General features: G+C 67.1%; 11 protein-coding genes. 6 read left to right on the top strand and 5 right to left on the bottom strand.

Going from position 1 to position 16,801, the window contains the following annotated elements:
• Position 1: 1 nt before the first annotated feature.
• The gene (locus IE224_RS09585; protein WP_202380171.1) at positions 2–1,357 is read right to left on the bottom strand and encodes an MFS transporter; all 1,356 of its coding nucleotides are present in this window, start codon (positions 1,355–1,357) and stop codon (positions 2–4) included.
• Positions 1,358–1,542: 185 nt separating this feature from the next.
• On the opposite strand from IE224_RS09585, the gene IE224_RS09580 reads away from it, so the two are divergent.
• From IE224_RS09580 to IE224_RS09560, 5 genes are all read left to right on the top strand, one after another.
• The gene (locus IE224_RS09580) at positions 1,543–2,055 is read left to right on the top strand and encodes a hypothetical protein (protein WP_191309825.1); all 513 of its coding nucleotides are present in this window, start codon (positions 1,543–1,545) and stop codon (positions 2,053–2,055) included.
• 86 nt (positions 2,056–2,141) lie between these two features.
• Positions 2,142–2,660: a DUF6622 family protein gene (locus IE224_RS09575; RefSeq protein WP_191309823.1), complete on the top strand. Its 519-nt coding sequence runs from the start codon at positions 2,142–2,144 to the stop codon at positions 2,658–2,660.
• A gap of 54 nt (positions 2,661–2,714) precedes the next feature.
• Positions 2,715–8,702, top strand: coding sequence for an autotransporter outer membrane beta-barrel domain-containing protein (locus IE224_RS09570; RefSeq protein ID WP_191309822.1), 5,988 nt, complete (start codon positions 2,715–2,717; stop codon positions 8,700–8,702).
• Positions 8,703–8,947: 245 nt separating this feature from the next.
• Positions 8,948–9,427, top strand: a complete 480-nt coding sequence (locus IE224_RS09565) for a DUF992 domain-containing protein (protein WP_191309820.1) — start codon at positions 8,948–8,950, stop codon at positions 9,425–9,427.
• Positions 9,428–9,499: 72 nt separating this feature from the next.
• Positions 9,500–9,973, top strand: a complete 474-nt coding sequence (locus IE224_RS09560; RefSeq protein WP_191309818.1) for an HXXEE domain-containing protein — start codon at positions 9,500–9,502, stop codon at positions 9,971–9,973.
• Positions 9,974–10,177: 204 nt separating this feature from the next.
• Here the strand turns inward: IE224_RS09560 and IE224_RS09555 are convergent, their stop codons facing one another.
• From IE224_RS09555 to IE224_RS09545, 3 genes are read right to left on the bottom strand one after another with little or no spacing between them, the layout of a single operon-like run.
• Complete coding sequence (locus IE224_RS09555; protein WP_191309815.1) at positions 10,178–10,582, bottom strand: hypothetical protein; 405 nt, start codon at positions 10,580–10,582, stop codon at positions 10,178–10,180.
• Between the two features lie 10 nt (positions 10,583–10,592).
• On the bottom strand, positions 10,593–12,878 hold the full coding sequence (locus tag IE224_RS09550; protein ID WP_191309812.1) for a xanthine dehydrogenase family protein molybdopterin-binding subunit: 2,286 nt from the start codon (positions 12,876–12,878) through the stop codon (positions 10,593–10,595).
• On the bottom strand, positions 12,878–13,333 hold the full coding sequence (locus tag IE224_RS09545) for a (2Fe-2S)-binding protein (protein ID WP_202380169.1): 456 nt from the start codon (positions 13,331–13,333) through the stop codon (positions 12,878–12,880). The genes IE224_RS09550 and IE224_RS09545 overlap by 1 nt, the downstream gene beginning before the upstream one ends.
• A 206-nt stretch (positions 13,334–13,539) precedes the next feature.
• On the opposite strand from IE224_RS09545, the gene IE224_RS09540 reads away from it, so the two are divergent.
• Entirely contained in the window at positions 13,540–15,006 is a 1,467-nt protein-coding gene (locus IE224_RS09540) for an alanine/glycine:cation symporter family protein (protein WP_191309809.1), read from the top strand.
• 56 nt (positions 15,007–15,062) lie between these two features.
• On the opposite strand, the gene IE224_RS09535 is transcribed toward IE224_RS09540, so the two are convergent.
• A complete protein-coding gene (locus tag IE224_RS09535; protein WP_191309806.1) occupies positions 15,063–16,772 on the bottom strand; it encodes a catalase in 1,710 nt (569 codons plus the stop codon).
• Positions 16,773–16,801: the final 29 nt, after the last annotated feature.

Below are 16,801 nucleotides of genomic sequence, written 5' to 3'. Positions count from 1 at the left end.
CCTAGCCCAAGATGTCGACATGCCGGGTTTCCTGCCCGACAAGCAGGGCGGCAAGGGTCACCAGGGCCACCCCCGACAGGTAAAGCCCTGCCCAGACCGGGCTTCCGGCCCCGGCACGCCACAGCGCGATCATGACAAAGGGCGCCGTGGAAGCGCCCAGCATCGAGGCCAGGTTATAGGCCATGCCGGTCCCGGTATAGCGCAGGTGGCTGGGGAACAGTTCGGACAACAGGACGCCGATCGGGCCGAAGGTCAGGCCCATCAGCACAAAGCCCGTGATCAGCCAGATCAGCAGCCCCCAGAAGCCCGACGACAGCAGCGGCACCCAGATCAGGCCAAAGACCGCAATCGCGATTGTCACGCACAGCATCAGCGGCCGGCGGCCGAAACGGTCGCTGAGCGGACCCGAAACCGCCGTTGTCGCCGCAAAGAACATGACGCCAAGGATCAGAAGGGCCAGGAAGCTGGTATAGTCATAGCCCAGGCCGGGAAGCGGCGCATCGGGCGCGGCGCGGCCATAGGACAGGGAAAAGGTGCTCATGGAAAAGAACAGGACGGTCGTCGCCAGGGTATAAAGGGTTCCCAGGACAACCGCAGGTCCGCATTCGCGGAACAGGCTGCCCAGGGGCAGGGGGCGGATCCGGCCGCTTGCCTCGCTGCGGCGAAAGGCTTCGCTTTCGACCAGGGTCAAACGCACCCAGATCCCGATCATCGCCAACAGCCCAGCCAGCAGGAAGGGCAGGCGCCAGCCCCATTGCAGGAACGCATCCGAGGGCCGGCTTGGATCGTCGGATGGAAGCCATGTCCCCAGGGCAAGGAAAACGCCGTTGGCCAGGATGAAGCCGAAGGGGGCGCCCAGTTGCGGGAAGGTGCCGAAGGTCCCCCTTTGACCAGCCGGGGCGTTTTCGGTGGCAACGACGACCGCGCCGCTCCACTCACCGCCGATCGCGAAGCCCTGCGCCATGCGCAGGATCACCAGCAGCAACGGTGCCCACCAACCCATCACATCGTGGACCGGCAGCAGCCCGATCAGGCAGGTGGCCGCGCCCATCAGCACCAGTGATCCCGTCAGCGCAAGCCTGCGGCCCTTGCGGTCCCCTAGGTGGCCGAACCAGATCGCGCCGGCGGGGCGGGCGACCATGCCGGCGCCGAAGACCGCCAGCGACGCCAGAAGCGAGGCGGTCTCGTCCCCCGCGGGAAAGAACAGGTGCGGAAAGACCAGAACCGCGGCAGTCGCATAGATATAGAAGTCGTAGTATTCGATCGTCGTTCCCACCATCGAGGCGACGAAGACCCGCGACGCTGGATTGCGGACCGGATCTGCCACCCCTTCCGACAAGGTCTTGTCCTCTGCCACGGCGGCACCTTTGGACCGAATACACCCCAAGCAGTTGAAGGGTCTCGGCCGTCACCTGTCAACGACGGCCTGCCCCGAGGGGCCGCCAGATTGAGACGCAGCGCAAAATGTTGAGACGCCCTGCCAAAGCCATGGGCAGGCCTTCACGCTAATGTCGAAGGACAGGCTTGGAGAAGGAGCCACCCGTGGGAATCATGGCCGAATGCAGTTGCGCAGTAGTCCAGGTGGACGGGATGTCCTTCCTGTGCCTGCTGCGCGGTCAGGATCTGGCGGCGGTGGAAGCGCCCTTTGGCTGTCATGACCTGTCAGGCTCGCCCCTGGACGGCGCCTTGGTGGTTTCGGTCATGCCGGGCGGGGAACAGGTGGATTTCTGCTGGGCCAGTCTTGGGGCCGACCAGCTTGTGCAGCCGGTATCCGGCCTTCAGGCAGGGGTGGCCGCCGCCATTGCCGCCCGGCTTTACGGCCTGGCGCCGGGCCTTGGCAGGATGCTGGGCCGCGATCTTGCGGATCCCGCGATCCAGGTCTTCCTGCCGCCCGAAGATGCCTGGTGGCACGGAACATGGAAGGCGGGGCCGATTGCCGGGACCCCTGGCCGGTTTCACGCGACGATGGTGATGCATGGTGAGATGGTGATCCCCGACGCCGTGGCGGCGGGACGCGCGCCGATCCCGCCGCCGGGGCCAGTTCCGCGAGATTGAGACGCAGCGCAAAAACTTGAGACGTCCTGCCAAAGCCGGAAAGCCGGCAATCGGCTAGAACATGGAAGACCTTCCTGGAGATCATCATGTCCGAGATATTCCGACAGTTCATGGTTCAGACGCCCCTTTGGGTATGGGTGCTGCTGGCCTATCTGATCCATCGCGGGATCAAGGCCCGCCGGCCTGCCAGGACCAGCCTGCCAAAGCTCGCCGTGGTCCCGGCGATCTTCACGGCCTGGGGCCTTGCGGATCTTGCAAGGCTTTACGGCCTTGAAGCCGGCACCGCCGCCTTGTGGCTGGCAGGCATCGCCTTGGGAAGCGTCATCGGCTGGCGGCTTCTGGCCCGTGCCGACATCCGGGCGGACGCATCCAGCGGCATGATCAGCCGGCCTGCCGACATGACCTTGCTGCCGCTTCTGCTGGTGGCCTTCGGGGTCAAGTACAGCTTTGGCGTCATCGCAGCGACCTCGCCCCAACTTCTGCACCAAGCGGGCTTCCGCGCTGCCGATCTGCTGTTGTGCGGTGCCTTTACCGGCATCTTCATCGGCAAGTTCGCCCGCTACGCCCTGGCCCATCGAACAACACGCAGCGCCTTCGGCGCCTGACGAACCGACAGTCCATCATTCCTTCATCAACCCCCCTGGGGGAACGGAGACATCATGTCCAAGCATCACACCGCAACCAAACGCCCCGCCGATCCAGACATGCCCGCGCTTCGGCGCCATCGGCAAAGCCTGCTGGCGATCCTTCTGGCCACGACCGCATTGATTGCGGCGGGCGGATTGGCCCCGGCCCGCGCCCAGAACTGCGATCCGGGCAACACCTGCCTTTACGACGAAAGCGGGACCAGCGGGAAGGACGGAACCGACGGCAGCGGCGACAATCCCGGCAACGACGGGACCGATGGCACACCTGGCGGGGACATCCTCGGGCTGCAGCTGGACAACATCATGGACCTTGCCACCGACGGGGTCACGGCGCCGCTGCAGGTCACCTCGGCCGGCGGCAGCGGCGGGCATGGCGGCAACGGCAATCCCGGCCCGGTGGATTCCTGGCGCAACCGTGGCGGCAACGGCAAGCCCGGCCAGAACGGCGGGTCGATCGGCCTGACGGTAGGTCCGAATACCTCGGGCAAGTCCTTGGGCAGCACCACGCCGATGAACGCCATCTCGATCTGGTCGGTGGGGGGCAATGGCGGCGGCGGCGGGATCGCGACCTATGCCTCGGACGGGTCGAGCGACGGGTTCTCGGCCGGTGGCGGCAATGGCGGCACCGTCACGCTGGACATCGGCGGAACCTGGACAAGCACTTCGGCCGCTGCGCTTTACGCCACCAATGTGGGCGGAACCGGCGGCCTTGGGAAGGACACGGGCATCGGCCTGCAGCCGGATGGCACCCCGGGGGGGCAAGGCGGCAACGGTGGCGATATCGACGTCACGCTGAGGGGCACCTTCACGGGGAATGACTATGGCGCCTATGTCGTCAGCCAGGGCGGCAATGGCGGCAGTGGCGGCAAGGGATACACCACGGTCGGCGGGCAGGGGGGCGATGGCGGCGATGCCGGGCACGCGTCGAATGCCACGGCCACCTTGGCATCGGGGGCCGAGGTTCTTGCAACCGGGCCGGGGGGCGCGGCGCTTGGCGTCGTGTCGATCGGCGGGACCGGCGGCACCGGCGGCGGCGGATCGGCCGCGGGCAAGGCCGGCGCCGGGGGCGCGGCAGGAAACGCCACCGCCCATCTGGACGGGACCGCCTATACGTCGGGGCTGGCACAAAGCTATGGCGTGCTGGTCCAGTCGCTGGGCGGCGCGGGCGGTCTGGGCGGTCATTCCGGCAGCTGGTTCAACCCCATCAGCGGCGACGGGAACACCGGCGGCGCGGCCGGCAATGCCGCGATCGACGGCACGGGCGCCGTGGTCCAGACCGGGCAGAGCGGCGCGGCCGGCGACAACAACGCAGCCGTCGTGGCCCAGTCCATCGGCGGCGGCGGCGGCGTCGGCCCGGATTCCAAGGACGGCTGGTTCGCGATCGGGGGCAATGGCGGCGACGGGTCGAACGGCGGCACCGCCAGTATTGCCTTGCAGCAGGCCAAGATCGACACCTACGGCTTCGGATCGACCGGGCTTCTGGCGCAATCCATCGGCGGCGGCGGCGGGAAAGGCGGCGATGCCACCAAATCATCGGGCGTGATCGTCAACATGGTGATCGGCGGAACCGGCGGAAATGGCGGCGGCGCCGGCGATGCATCTGCCGGAATGGGCAGCGGCGGCTCGGTCACCACCCGGGGCGATCATGCGGCGGGCATCGTGATGCAGTCCATCGGCGGCGGCGGCGGCGCGGGCGGCGCAGGCTATGGCAGTTCCTATTCCGGCTTCTATGGCGCGTCGATCTCGGTCGGCGGGGACGGCGGCAACGGGGGAAGCGCGGGCACCGTCAACACGGCCGGCGGCCTGGTAAACGGTGGCGCCGTCGTCACCTCGGGCTCGGAAAGCTTCGGGATCCTCGGCCAGTCGATCGGCGGCGGCGGCGGAACCGGAGGCGCGTCGAGCGCCAAGAGCGTAGCCAAGGCCGGCGGGGAATATCCGGGCTTCTCGCTGGCCCTGTCGACAGGCGGAAAGGGGCAGAACGCCGGGAACGGCTCGACGGTCAAGCTTTCCAGCCAGGGCCTGGTCGCGACGCGGGGCGGCGGCGGCATCGGGATCTTGGGCCAGTCGATCGGCGGCGGCGGCGGCACGGGCGGGGACGCGGCAGGGGCCTCGACCGTGTCGGGCGGCGGCTTCAACTTTTCGGCCAGCATTACGCATGGCGGGACGGGTGGCGGCGGCGGAACGGGGGGTGATGTCACGGCCCGGAACGACGGCCTCGTCTTCACGGCGGGCGAAGCGGCCGACGGCATCCTCGTGCAGTCCATCGGCGGCGGCGGGGGCAGCGGCGGCGCGGGCGATTCCAAGTCGAGCACCGGCGCGGACAAAAGTGCATCGACAAGCATCGCCCTTGGCGGCTCGGGCGGTTCGGGCGGTCAAGGCGGCAATGTCTTTGCAACCAACACCGGCGCCATCGCGACGCTTGGCGACGGGTCGCACGGGATCGCCGCGCAGACCATAGGCGGCGGCGGCGGCAAGGGCGGCGGCGCTGCCGCCTCGAACTCGGGCACCGTCCAGGCCTCGGTGATGGTGGGCGGCAAGGGCGGAAACGGTGGCGACACCTTCTACCGCGGGTCGGATTCCACGGTGACCAACCAGGGTTCGATCGTGACCTTTGGCGCGGATGCCCATGCGATCTTCGCGCAATCGATCGGCGGCGGCGGCGGGGCCGGCGGCAAGGCAGGAACATCCTCGGCCGATGCCAAGTCCAACAATGACGGGTCTAATGGCCAGGCCCCCCAACTGGACAACCTGTTCGGCACCATTGTTCAGGATTTCATCAACGGTGCCGACAAGGCCATGGATGGTTACGACAACATCACGAAGCTTCTGGGCACCGTGAACCAGGGCTTGGGCAATGCCGATACCGGCGTCGGTGACGACGGCTTGGCCGATGCGGCCGACGAGACCGCCGAAAGCGGCGGCAAGACGGATGACGACAACGATGCGAAGTCGATTGCCGTGAACGTGGGGGTCGGCGGCAGCGGCGGCCTTGGCGGCGCGGGTGGCGTCATGACGGTGAACAACCAGGGGGATGTCGCCACCCTTGGCAAGCATTCGGATGCCATCGTCGTCCAGTCCATCGGCGGCGGCGGCGGCAAGGGCGGCGCGGCCTCGACGGCAAGCAGCGGCGACTATTCCGGCCAGATCTCGGTGGGCGGCAGCACGAACAGCGGCGATGGGAAGAAGAAGGGGGTGAACAGCGACAACGGCGGCCAGGTCTTCGTGACCAATTCGGGCCAGGTCGTGACCATCGGCGCCCTGGCGAACGGCATCATCGCCCAGTCCATCGGCGGCGGCGGCGGCATCGGCGGGGCGTCCACCGCGACTTCGACCGGCAGCGACGGCAAGAAGTCCTACGCCCTCAACATCGCGCTTGGCGGCAATGCCCAAGGCTATTACGGCGTGTCGGAATCGGCGCAGGTGACAAGTTCCGGCGCAATCGAGACGCGCGGCCATGACAGCTATGGCATCATCGCACAATCGGTCGCAGGCGGTGGCGGCATGGTCAAGGCGCTGGCCACGGATCTGGACAACGCGGGCGGGTCCGCCTCGACCAAGTCATCCAAGGATTTCGCAGCGAACATCAAGCTGGGCGGCACTTCGACGAACATGTCCCGGCCCTCGGGTCCGGCCATTGTCATCACCTCGGCCGGGGGGACGATCACGACCAGCGGGGACAACTCGGTCGGCATTCTTGCGCAAAGCGTTTCCGCAGGCGGCGGCCTGGTGCAGGGCGGCAAGCCCAACGGCTCGACCGCGGCCGATTTCATGGGCACGGGAAGCCGGACCGGCAGCGTTCAGGCGGGCGATCCGTCTAATGCCACAAGGGTGACCGTGGGCGCCAACATCACGACGGACGGGGCGGGCAGCTTCGGCGTCTTTGCCCAGTCCGTTGGCGGCGGCGGAGGGATCGCCGGCGACCTGGGGCATACCATGCAAAAGGTTCGCATCAACCGCAGCGGCAGCAAGCAGACCGGCAACGGCGGCGACGTCGCGGTGGATGTGTCGCGCGGGGCCTGGGTGACGACCACCGGCCCCAACGCCCCAGCCATCGTGGCCCAGACCGTCGGAGGCGGTGGCGGCTGGTTCACCAACAACGCCGCGGCCTATATCGGCTCGGGCGGCGGGTCCGGTTCGGGAGGACTTGTGACGGTCAATGTCGCGGGTGTCGTCGATGCGCAGGGCGCGGCTTCGGTCGGCGTGCTGGCCCAGTCGACCGGCGGCGCGGACAACGGCGGCTCGGGCACGGGCAACCAGGTCCAGATCAATGTCGGCAGCGCCGGCGACGGATGCGACTTTTCCAACGGCAACAACTGCGGCGCGGTGAAAGGCGGCAACGGGTTCCAGGACGACGCGGCAGCCATCTACATCGTCGACGGCAGCCAGAACGCAGCCAGCCCGGACACCCTGACGAACTATGGCTATATCCTGAGCCATGACACGAACCAGGGCACCGCCGTCTATTCCAGCGGCGCGACCTTCAATGGCCAGAACTTTGGCCAGATCGCCGGCAACATCAACCTGCGGAACGGCAACATCACCAACAACGGCTCGGGCACCATCACGCCCTACCAATCCATCAGGCTGGGCGGCGGCACGCTGACCAACCGGGGCACCCTGGATCTGACCCACAAGGCACGGGTGACAGCGCTTGAGGGCAATTATGACGGCAAGGGCGGCAGCCGGCTCGTGCATGGGGCCGACTTCGCCAAGGGCACTGCCGACCGGCTGGACATCTCGGGCGATGCAAGCTTTGGCGGCGAGTTCACGATCCGCCCCACCACCCTGCGCAAGGGCAGCGTCGAGATCGCCCGCGTCGGGGGCGACCTGAAGCTTGGCGAAAGCGCCCAAACGGTCGAGGGCACCTTCTTCACCTATGGCGTCGCCCTTGGCGGCGGTTCGGTGACGGTGACGCCGCAGGCGGCCATGCGGGATGCGGCTGCAGGGATGGGCGACAATCGCGAAGCCATCGCCAGCCATCTTGAAGACCTTTGGGATGCCGGGGTGCGGATGGATCATGGCTATGCCGCCCTGGCGGGGGTCGATGCCGCAGATGCGGCGGCGACGCTGGACATGCTGTCGGGCCAGGCGCTTGGGCTGATCGGGGCGACCCGCTATCACGCAAGCCAGCAGTTCGTCGACGGCATCTGGTCGGGCTGCGATGTCGGCGCCCAGGGCCGCTGCGGATGGGGCAAATGGACCGGCAGCCGGGCCACGATGGACGACGATTCCGACGCCGGAGGCTATGAGGCCCGCTCGTGGGGCTTCCACATCGGCGGGGCGCAGGCCGTCGCGGACAACATGACCGTGGGCGGGGCGATCGGTTATGAGAACCTGTCGGCCGAGGATCGCACGGGCGTCGGCAAGGTCGACGGCGACAGCGTCCAGCTGGGCGGCTTCCTGACCTGGAGCCAGGGCGACTGGCGCTTGTCGGGCGCGGCCGAGATCGGCCACGGCTGGTTCGACACCGACCGCCAGATCGCCCTGGGTGGCCTGGGCGGCCGGGCCACCGGATCGACGGACAGCTGGCACGCGGGCCTGCACGGCCGGGCCGCCTGGCACCGCGCCTTTTCCTGGGGCTTTGTCGAGCCGCGCCTGGACGTAAGCCTGCTGCATGTCCGCACCGACGGCTTTTCCGAAAGCGGGGCCAGCCCCTTCAACCTGTCCGTCGGCAAGACCTCCGACACCACCCTGATCGTGACGCCCGGCATTGCATTGGGCCATGACGTGGCCCTGTCCGGCGGCTCGACCCTGAAGCTGACGGGCAGCCTGGGATATGCGCTGATGTCGGACGACGCCTGGTCGCCTTCGGCAACCCTTGCCTCGGGGGTCGACGCGTTCGAGGCCCGCACGGCGCTGCCCGACCGGCTGTTGAAGGTCGGTCTGGAAGCTGAACTTGTCACGACCGGCAATACCAGCTTCTCGGCGGCGTATCGGGGCGACTTCGGCTCGGGCTATGACAACCACACAGCCGAGATCCGGGTCGATTACCGGTTCTAAAGCCCGCCGTCCAAGCCGGTCCCGCCGAGGCGGGGCCGGTTCCCGGCCCTTGCCTCGGGCCAGCACGCCGTCCGGCTGAAACGTCATGCGAAAACCTTGAGACGCCGGGGCAAAGCCTCTAGGCACGCTCTCTGCTAGAACCAAGGCGTGGCCTAGCGGCGCCACCACAATCCCCTTGCCGATCTTGGTGCCCCTCCAGCGGACTTGGACCGGCTTTCCTTCAACATCATCACGGATGACCGAAAATGAAGATCCTGAAATCAATCCTTGCAGCAATGGTGATCGCGGCCAGCACGGTCGCGGTGGCGGATGCCCGCGTGTCGGCGCATCTGGGCGTCCTGTCTTGCGACGTTTCCTCCGGCATCGGCCATATCCTGCGCGAGAAGCAGAGCATGCGCTGCGTATACCGCGCCAATGGCTCCAGCCGCGGCGACATCTACGAGGGCACGATGCAGGAATGGGGGATCGAACTGGGCGCCACCGAGGCTGGACAGCTTGTCTGGGGCGTAGTGTCGGCGACCACTTCGGGCGTGCCGTCGGGTGCCCTGGCCGGCGAATACCTGGGCGTCAGCGCGGATGCCTCGCTTGGCGTGGGCATGGGGGCCAATGTTCTGGTCGGCGGGAACCACCGTTCCTTCTCGCTCCAGCCGATCTCGGTCGAGGGCCAGACCGGCATCAACATCGCTGGCGGCGTGACCCGGATGACACTTGTGCATCAAGGCTAGCACCGCCCGGCCCGCCGCTTCTTCGGGACCGGTGGGCTGCATCCGATGGTTCATTCCTTCATGGAGACGATCATGTCCCTGTCCGTCCTTGCCTGGCTTTGCCTGGCCGCCTATGCGCTCCACGCTCTCGAGGAGTTCCAGATGGACTGGCGCGATTGGGCGCAGGACATCCTGAAGCTGCCCGTCGGCTGGCCAGACTTCTATGTCACCAATGCCGCCGTGCTGGTGCTTGGAGCCGTGCAGGCGCAGGTGGCACTGGCCCTGCCCGCCGTTCCGCTGGTCTTCGCATCATTGATGCTGATCAACGCGGTCTTCTTCCACGTCCTTCCCACCATCGTCACGCGGGTTTACTCTCCCGGCACGGCGACGGCCGTGCTGCTGTTCCTGCCGCTGGGCGTTCAGGTTTTCCGCAACGCGACGGCAACAGGTTCCGCCGGGCTGGGAACTTGCCTGGCGGCCCTGGCCGGAGGCGCGCTGCTGATGGCATTTCCCGTCGTGATGCTGAAGATCCGGCACCACCATGACACTGCCGCGGCCAATGCATGATGCATGGTGGAGGCGTCAATGGAGCGGCACGCTTCACAAGGACGCCAAACCGAAGGGCCGGGCCGATCCTGCCCTGCCTGACTTTGCGGGACCGGAGGCGGCAGGAAAACGGTTTACCCCCGCCCCTCAGTTGTCAGCAGGTGCGCCTTTGAGGCAGTGCAAGGCGCGCCCGCAGTTCGCTGCAGGTGCTGTGCCGGTCAGCTTCTATTCCTGTTCCTCCTGATCGGCCAGCAGGTCGGCCAAGGCGGTCACAAGCGTTTCGCGGCAGGCGGTGGCGTCCTGGGCACGGGCTTCGTCAACCGAGGCGCGAAGCTGCTGGACGCGGGCCCCGGCCTCGGCGGGCGCGGCATGGCCGGGGGCTTGTTGGGGTTCGGGATCCTCGGCGGCTTCCATCCCGGTCTCGTCCTCGCCCGGCGCCTCGGTCTCGGTCATGGCGCGGGCCTCACGGGCGCCCGCGACCCCTTGGCCGCCCGATGACGCGGCGATGGATTCGCGCGAGGCCCGGTCAAGCACTTCGTCCATCAGGTCCAGGTGAGGGCCGCAATCTGCGGCCGCCGGACCGGCAAGGGCAAGAAAGGCTGCAGCCAGGGCTGGGGAAAAGGATTTCATCGTCATGCTCCTAGCTGCGCAACTGGTCGGCCACGGGCAGGGCGCGGATGCGCTTGCCGGTGGCGGCGAAGATGGCGTTGGTGATGGCGGGCGTCACGGGTGGCAGGCCGGGTTCCCCGACACCGCCCAGCGGTTGCCCATAGTCCCCCCCGCCTACCAGGTGGACGTGGATTTCGCGCGGGGAACTGTCCATGCGCGGCACCAGATAGCTGTCGAAATTGTCCTGCTGCGCACGCCCGTTGGCAAAGGTGATCTGCGACATCAGGGCCTGGCCCACGCCCATGATCACCGCCCCCTCCATCTGTGACCGGATCCGGTCCGGGTTCACGTGCGGGCCGCAATCGACCGCGATATGGACGCGGGGGATAAGGACATTGCCGTCGCTGACCTCGGTCTCGGCCACGACCGCGACATAGGTGACGAAGCTGTAATGGGCGGCAAGGCCCAGCCCGCTGCCCTCGGGCATCTCGCGGCCCCAGCCTGCCGCATCCGTCGCGGTTTCGATCACCCGGCGCAACCGCCCCGTGTCGATGGGATAGCGGGCCGGATCCTCGCCATAGTTCCAGACGTCGCCCTGTTCAGTCGGATCGATCCTGCGGGCAGGGCCGATCACCTCCAGCAGATAGTCGCGGTGGTCGCGACCTGCCTCGTGCGCCAGTTCGGCGATAAAGGACTGGATCGCGAAGGCATGGGGGATGTTCGACACGGACCGATACCAGCCGATCCGGGTATGGGCCTGCGCCTGCGGGTTCTCGGCCCGGACGTTGGGGATGTCCAAGGGCATGTTGGTCAGGCCCATGCCCAGCTCGAAGGGCAGCTTTTGCTTCGGGTCCGGCGCGAAGATCGACCCGATCGTGGGCGCGGCCGTGCGGTGCAGCCAAGCCGTGGGACGGCCGCTTTCGTCCAGGCCCGCCTTCAGATGCTCGACCGAGACGGTGTGGAAATAGCTGTGGTGCAGGTCATCCTCGCGCGTCCAGACCACCTTGACGGGCGCGCCGTCCATCTCGCGGCTGAGAACTGCGGCCTCGACCACGAAATCAGGCTTGGACTTGCGCCCGAAGCCGCCGCCCAGCAATGTAACGTTGACCGTGACGTTCTGGGGGTCAAGACCCAGCTTCTCGGCCACCCGCACGCGCGTGACCTGGGGTGCCTGGACGCAGGCCCAGACCTCGCAACGGCCGTCGCGGATCATTGCAAGCGCCGCCGGGGGCTCCATCGGCGCCTGTGCCAAGTGGGGAATGTAGTATTCGGCCTCGAAGGTGCGCGGGGCTTCCTGCAGCGCCGCCAGGGCGTCGCCCTGGTTGCGCACCGCGACGCCATCCGTGCTGCGCGCGGCCTGTTCCAGTTCGGCCCGGAAGGCCTCGCTGTCATAGGCGGCGTGGGGGCCGTCCTCCCATTCGATGCTCAAGGCCTCGCGTCCGCGCATGGCGGCCCAGGTATTGGTGGCGATCACCGCGACGCCGCCCAGGGGCTGGAACTCGGACGGCTGGGGCGGGGCGTCGATCACCACGACCCGCTGCACGCCCGGCACCTTCAGCGCCTCGGTGTCGTCGTGGCTGGCGACGCGGCCGCCCACGACGGGGGGGCGGGCGATGACGGCGAACAGCATCCCCTCGGCCTTGGCGTCCATGCCATAGGTCGTGGCGCCGGTGACGATGTCGGGGTTGTCGATCAGGCCGATGTCGTCGCGGCCGATATAGCGGAACTGGTCGGGCGATTTCAGGACCAGACCTTCGCGCGCGGGGACGGGGCCTTCGGCGGCGCGGGTTGCCATGTCGCCATAGCCCGCCTCGCGGCCCGAGGCCTCGTGGCGCAGGATGTGGTTTTCGGCCGTGACCTCCTCGACCGGGACGCCCCATTCGGCGGCGGCGGCTTCGCGCAGCATCTGCCGCGCGGCGGCACCCGCCCGGCGCATCGGGTCGAAGAAATGGCGCAGGCTGCGCGATCCGTCAGTGTCCTGGTTGCCGTAGGTGGGTTCGTCCCCCGGCGCCTGCGCGACCTTCACGCGGGCCCAATCTGCCTCAAGCTCGTCCGCGACGGCCATGGCGATCGAGGTGCGGACCCCCTGGCCCATCTCGGACCGATGCACGGTGACTGTCACCGTCCCGTCGGGGTCGATGGCCACGAAGATGTTCGGGTCATCCTTCCACCCATGCGGCATGGCATCGGCGCCGAACTTCAGGGGCTCTTCCGGCGCGTCCTGCGCGCGGGCGGGCAGGTTGACCGCCAGGACCAGGGCACCCGCGCCCATGCCCAGCAGGACCGCGCGGCGGCTGAGGTTTTCAAGAACAGCCATCAGCCTGCCTCCTGCCCGGCGGCACGCTTGATTGCGGCACGGATGCGGGGATAGGTGCCGCAGCGGCAGATGTTCTGGCTCATCACCGCCTCGATGTCCTCGTCCGTGGGATCGGGGTTTTCCGCCAGAAGCGCCGCGGCCTGCATCATCTGGCCTGTCTGGCAATAGCCGCACTGGGCCACGTTCAATTCGCGCCAGGCGACCTGCACAGGGTGGCTGGCGTCGGGGGACAGGCCCTCGATCGTGACGACCTCGGCGCCCTCGGCCACCGACATGGGGGTCACGCAGGAAAAGCTGGCGACGCCGTCGATATGGACCAGGCAGGCCCCGCAATAGCCTGCGCCGCAGCCGAACTTGCTTCCTGTCAGTCCCAATTCGTCGCGCAGATACCACAGAAGCGGCATCTCTGCCTCTCCCTCGAAGCTGCGCGGCTGCCCGTTCACGGTCAGATCCATGATGTCCCCCCTTGCTGGTGCGGCGGGTGCATGACCTGCCGCGTCTGGCATCGCTTGGCCCCGCCCGAAACATCGGCAGGACAACACCCCATAACGGCAAAAGCGAAAGTCTGTTCCCGCCCTTTCGCGCGACGGGCGAGGATGCTGCCTTGACAAAGCCCGGCCGCGCCAGTGTTTTGCGCGCAAATTGGGGGAGATACACCAATATGGACCAACTTGAATCCTTTCTGGGGACGGTAGGCGGCATCGTCTGGGGGCCGTTCATGCTGATCCCGCTGCTGCTGGGAACGGGCATCTACCTGACCTTCCGGCTGGGCGGGATCCAGTTCCTGCGCCTTGGGGCCGCGCTGCGGTTGGGCCTGATCAAGCGCAAGGACGACGATGCCGAGGGCGACATCTCGCAGTTTCAGGCGCTGACCACGGCGATGGCGGCCACGGTCGGCACCGGCAACATCGTGGGCGTCGCGACCGCGATCGGCATTGGGGGTCCCGGCGCGCTGTTCTGGATGTGGGTGACAGCGCTTCTGGGCATGGCCTCGAAATATTCCGAAGCCTTCCTGGGCGTGCGCTTCCGCACCACCGACACGGCCGGCGAGAAATCCGGCGGGCCGCAGTATTATCTGGAACGCGGCATTCCGGGTGGCTTCGGGCGGTTCCTGGCGCTGGCCTTCGCGATCTTCGCCGTCTGCGCGTCCTTCGGTATCGGCAACATGACGCAGGGCAATTCCATCGCCTCGAACTTGGAACGCAGCTTTGCCGTGCCGACCTGGGTCACGGGGGCGGTGCTGGCGGCGATGACGCTGGTGGTGCTGGTGGGCGGCATCAAGTCGATCGGCCGCGTCACGGCAGGCTTCGTGCCGGCGATGATCCTTTTCTATGTCCTGGGGGCGCTGTATATCCTGGCCGTGAACATCGGCGACGTTCCGGCAGCCTTTGCCACCGTCTTCAGCGAAGCCTTTACCGGCAGTTCGGCCGTGGGCGGCTTCCTGGGTTCGACCATCATGATCGCGGTGCAATACGGCGTGGCGCGGGGGATCTTTTCCAACGAATCCGGCATGGGTTCGGCGGCTATCGCCGCAGCCTCGGCCCAGACGACGCATCCGGTGCGGCAGGGGCTTGTGTCGATGACGCAGACCTTCATCGACACGATCATCGTGGTGTCCTGCACCGGGCTTGTCATCATCACGACCGGCGTCTGGAACCAGACCGACCCTGCCACCGGCCAGCAGATCTCGGCCGCGATCATGACAGGCGAGGCCTTCACCCACGGCTTGCCCGGCCAGTGGGGCCACTGGATCGTGACGGTCGGGTTGGTGCTGTTCGCCTATTCCACCATCCTGGGCTGGGCCTATTACGGGGAACGCAACGTGGAACGGCTGGTCGGGCGCGGTGGCGTGATGCCCTTCCGGGTGCTGTTCTCCGCCGTGGTCTTCTTCGGCTGCACGATGCAACTGGGCGTGGTGTGGAACTTCTCGGACGTGATGAACGGGTTGATGGCGATCCCGAACCTTATCGGGCTTTTGATCCTGTCCGGCCTGATCGCGCGCGAGACGCGCCATTACCTGCGCCACGACCCCAAGCTGGAAGCGTCCCGCGCCGAGATCGAGGCCTTTATGCGGGGCCAGCCGGGATGGGAGGACTGGAAGGCGTCCGAGCGTTCCGTCCACCGCTAATGGTAACGGAAAGGGGCCGGAAGTCCGGCCCCTTTTACTTTGACTGTCGCCCCCGGTCAGGAACCGGCCGCCTGCGAGCGGTGGGGCGCCTTCTCGGGTGCCCCAGGAAGCCCGCCCAGGACCTCCTCGGCGGTGGTCTGGCGGTTCTTAACGGAACTGGTCCACTGGCCCCAGACGGTCGGGTCGATCTTGTCGCCATTCGCGCCCAGGTTTTCCAGGCGGCGCTGATCCTCGTCGGTCAGGACCTGGCCGGGCAGGGGGGCCAGGTGCTTCAGGTCGGCGGCGGTGATGCCCAGCATCTCGCCCACGCGGGTGCCATAGTCGTCATGGACCATCAGGAAATGCCAGACCATGCGTTCCTGCACGTCGCGTTCGCACTGGCCCAGCAGCGTGCCCATGTTCAGCACCAGGTCGTCGCGTTCCCAGTCCATCATCGTGCAGTAACGCCCGCGCGCCTGGACATAGTCGTTGCGCCGTTCCAGCACGCTGCGGGTCAGGCGGCCCCGGATCTCGGGCGGGTTGTTGGGCGCGTCGCGCCGCGCTTCCTGCAGCCCGTTGTGGATCGAGGGCTCATAGTTCACATGCGGGTTCTGCCCCGGCGCGATGTCGCGGCCAAAGGACATCTGCCCGCCGTCATAGTTGGTGGCGACCTTCGCGCCCTTTGCCTGGTTCACCGGCAGTTGCAGATAGTTGGTGCCGACCCGGTACCGCTGCGTGTCGGAATAGGAAAAGGTCCGCCCGACCAGCATCTTGTCGTCGGAAAAGTCCAATCCGTCCACCAGCACGCCCGTGCCCATGGCGATCTGCTCGTTCTCGTCGAAGAAGTTCTCGACGTTGCGATTCAGGGTCATCACGCCGACATGGCGCAGCGGAAAGTCCTTTTCCGGCCAGATCTTGGTGTCGTCCAGTGGATCCCAGTCCAGTTCGGGATGGTCGTGATCCTCCATGATCTGGACATACATGTCCCATTGCGGATAGTCGCCGCGCTCGATCGCGGTGAACAGGTCCTTCGAGGCGGAGCCGAAATCCTTGCCCTGCACCTTCTCGGCCTCGGCCGCGGTCAGCGATGCGATGCCCTGGCGCGGGTGGAAGTGGTATTTCACCAGCACCGTGTCGCCCGCCGCGTTCACCATCTTGTAGGTGTTCACGCCGAAGCCTTCCATGTGGCGATAACTGGCCGGGATGCCGCGCGGGCTGAACAGGTGCGTCAGCATGTGCATCGCTTCGGGCGTCTGGCTCATGAAGTCGAAGATGCGGTTGGGTTCCTGGCGGAAGGTCACCGGGTCGGGCTTCAGCGAATGGATCACGTCGGGAAACTTGATCGCGTCGCGGATGAAGAAGATCGCCAGGTTGTTGCCGACCAGATCCCAGTTGCCATCCTCGGTATAGAACTTGACGGCGAAGCCGCGCGGGTCGCGCGCCACCTCGGAACTGTCGCGCCCGCCGATCACGGTGGAAAAGCGGATCGCCAGCGGCGTCTTCTTGCCCTTGTCCTGGAACAGCTTGGCGCGGGTGTATTTCGACGCGGGCTCGTCGCCGATCATGCCGGTCGCCTCGAATTCGCCATAGCAGACGAAGCCGCGCGCATGGACCACCCGTTCGGGGATCCGTTCGCGGTCGAAATGGGTGATCTTTTCCAGGAAGTGATAGTTTTCCAGCGTCGCTGGGCCGCGCGGGCCGATCGTGCGCTGCGACTGGTTGTTGGTGATCTGGTGGCCCTGCCGGTTCGTCAGGGTCCTTTTGCCGTCCGGGGCTTGGTCTTCCATAGCGGTTCTCCGTACTGCGAAGGGAAAGC

The organism is Paracoccus aerius, assembly GCF_014656455.1.
GTDB classification, from domain to species: Bacteria; Pseudomonadota; Alphaproteobacteria; order Rhodobacterales; family Rhodobacteraceae; genus Paracoccus; species Paracoccus aerius.
Note: the sequence above shows the minus strand (reverse complement) of the source record. Positions and strands in the feature narration are given on the sequence as shown.

Bases quoted from the DNA above. Each gene is read 5' to 3' on its own strand.
- IE224_RS09575 (WP_191309823.1), top strand. From the start codon at position 2,142: ATGTCCGAGATATTCCGACAGTTCATGGTTCAGACGCCCCTTTGGGTA.
- IE224_RS09570 (WP_191309822.1), top strand. From the start codon at position 2,715: ATGTCCAAGCATCACACCGCAACCAAACGCCCCGCCGATCCAGACATG.
- IE224_RS09565 (WP_191309820.1), top strand. From the start codon at position 8,948: ATGAAGATCCTGAAATCAATCCTTGCAGCAATGGTGATCGCGGCCAGC.
- IE224_RS09560 (WP_191309818.1), top strand. From the start codon at position 9,500: ATGTCCCTGTCCGTCCTTGCCTGGCTTTGCCTGGCCGCCTATGCGCTC.
- IE224_RS09555 (WP_191309815.1), bottom strand. From the start codon at position 10,582: ATGAAATCCTTTTCCCCAGCCCTGGCTGCAGCCTTTCTTGCCCTTGCC.
- IE224_RS09550 (WP_191309812.1), bottom strand. From the start codon at position 12,878: ATGGCTGTTCTTGAAAACCTCAGCCGCCGCGCGGTCCTGCTGGGCATG.
- IE224_RS09545 (WP_202380169.1), bottom strand. From the start codon at position 13,333: ATGGATCTGACCGTGAACGGGCAGCCGCGCAGCTTCGAGGGAGAGGCA.
- IE224_RS09540 (WP_191309809.1), top strand. From the start codon at position 13,540: ATGGACCAACTTGAATCCTTTCTGGGGACGGTAGGCGGCATCGTCTGG.
- IE224_RS09535 (WP_191309806.1), bottom strand. From the start codon at position 16,772: ATGGAAGACCAAGCCCCGGACGGCAAAAGGACCCTGACGAACCGGCAG.